The organism is Nitrospira sp. BLG_2 (genome assembly GCF_049222245.1).
This window is the reverse complement of sequence record NZ_JBLYIG010000510.1, coordinates 1-1,926: the sequence shown is the minus strand read 5'-3', so window position 1 is coordinate 1,926 and position 1,926 is coordinate 1. Positions and strand designations below refer to the sequence as shown.

3 protein-coding genes are annotated in these 1,926 nt (G+C 55.2%); all 3 read right to left on the bottom strand.

The window, feature by feature from the left end; translation table 11 throughout:
* Window positions 1-16: 16 nt before the first annotated feature.
* Window positions 17-472 carry a hypothetical protein gene (locus ACOSYY_RS13815; protein ID WP_421663097.1) on the bottom strand — a complete coding sequence of 152 codons (456 nt, stop codon included), beginning with the start codon at window positions 470-472 and terminating at the stop codon, window positions 17-19.
* A 21-nt stretch (window positions 473-493) separates the two neighbouring features.
* Window positions 494-1,051, bottom strand: coding sequence for a YbhB/YbcL family Raf kinase inhibitor-like protein (locus ACOSYY_RS13810; protein ID WP_421663096.1), 558 nt, complete (start codon window positions 1,049-1,051; stop codon window positions 494-496).
* Between the two features lie 78 nt (window positions 1,052-1,129).
* Entirely contained in the window at window positions 1,130-1,837 is a 708-nt protein-coding gene (locus ACOSYY_RS13805; protein ID WP_421663095.1) for a dienelactone hydrolase family protein, read from the bottom strand.
* Window positions 1,838-1,926 lie beyond the last annotated feature (89 nt).

Genomic DNA, 1,926 nt, shown 5'->3' with positions numbered 1-1,926 from the left:
GCACTCGCACGTTCTGCTAAGCTTTCGATTTGATAGTCGGGGAAGAATCTGGATCCGAGGCTTCGCCACTTTCTTCCTCAGCAGGTCTCTCTTCTTCCGGTACGTCGAACCACTGTACCAGCATCTCTTCCCACCAAGCCTGGGTCACATCGTCCCCTGGGTCGGTCCCCAGAAAGGCCACGTCGTCTTTCGTAATAGATGACCCGACGAGCTTCGGTTGGAATTTCGCCCGGTTGATGACTTCTTTCGTGGCATAGCCTCCGATGATCCAAGAGTCCGGATCGGCTCGGCGCGATTTATAGGCCTTCAAACCATGCTTGAGATACATAAAGATCTGCTGTTGGATCGGATCGGCGACACCAGACTGGGGCAGACTGAGGATCTTCTCGATTTGCTTCCGCCAATGCCGATCATCGTAACGTGACGTGATCAGCTGGAGCATTTTCTTTCCTAACTCGGCATCAAGCGGCATGTGTGAGATTCCTACTCGTCGTTACTTGCGGCTGTACAAGCCGGTAAATGAGGCCTTCGCCAGAGCATTCTGATTGAGATAGTACCCGACCATCGCTCCGGTGGCCTCAGCCTTCAACGGCAATTGATCCACTTTCAACGCAAACACCGTAAAGATGTAGCGATGCGGCTTGTGGCCCGGAGGAGGACAAGGCCCACCGTATCCTGGCTGACCAAAGTCCGTCATACTTTGGGTGCTCAGTTGCGGAGCGCCGAGACCGTCCGGCTTTCCTGCATCGGCAACGAGCGTCGTAATATCGGGAGGAATATTGAAGATGACCCAGTGCCACCAGCCGCTGCCGGTCGGAGCATCGGGATCATACACCGTCACCGCGAAACTCTTGGTACCCGTCGGTACATTGGTCCAGCGCAATTCTGGGGATACATTGTCGCCACTGCATCCGAATCCATTGAAGACATGCGCTTTGCCGATGACGCCCTTGTTCTTGATGGTCGGGCTGGCGAGCTGAAAATCAGCCGCGGTGCCGAGGCCGGGAATGAGCGCGATCGCCACAAGGACGCCGCTCCATGTCGGCTTCATACTTCGTCCTCTCCCACAGGATATCGAAAAAGCCCTCCGCTTTTGATCTCGTATTGCGCCTGCATTCTCAACAACGAGCTAACCAAGATGTTGTTTAAAGAAGGCCTTGGCTCTGGCCCACGCGTCCTGAGCCGCGTCCGGCCGATACACGGATGGATCGGTGTCTCGAAAAAATGCATGAGGAGCGCCCGGGTACGTCTTGATTTCTCCGGCTTTCGCATACTTCTTCAACGCCGCTGCCAGTCGCTGAACATCGGCCTTCGTAATCCAGCCATCGTCCTCCCCATAGAGATACAACATCGGGCAGGCAAGATTCTGAATCGGTGTATCGGGATTAGGTACTTGACCATAGAACGGAACTGCCGCTTTGATTGCCGGGTTGACGCAGGGCAACATCAGCGCATAGGACCCTCCCATGCAAAATCCCGTGACGCCGATCTTTGTCGCGTCCACCTCGGGAACCGACTTGAGGTAGTCCACCGTCGCAGTGAGATCATTAAGTCCGTCCTCTTGTTTGAGGGAGTTCATAAACTTCCCGGCCTCTCCCGCATCGGTCGTGAGCGGATGTCCGAGGCGCGAATAGAGGTCCGGAGCGATTGCGACGTAGCCTTCTCGTGCATACCGCCTTGCAATCTCCTTTATGTGTTCCGTAAGGCCCCACCATTCCTGGACTATGATGACGGCGGGTCGTTTACCTTTGGTGTCGGGACCGGCCACGAATGCCCGCATTGTGACCAGTTTTCCACTCGGATACTGAACGTTCGTCTCTCGGATGGATTCAGCCATAAGCCACCTCCGCACTTTCGCAAGTGCTGAGTCCTCAGCGGTAGGTCCTAAGTGTTGAGTTCAAAACTACCAGACGGGAATTGTGAGGG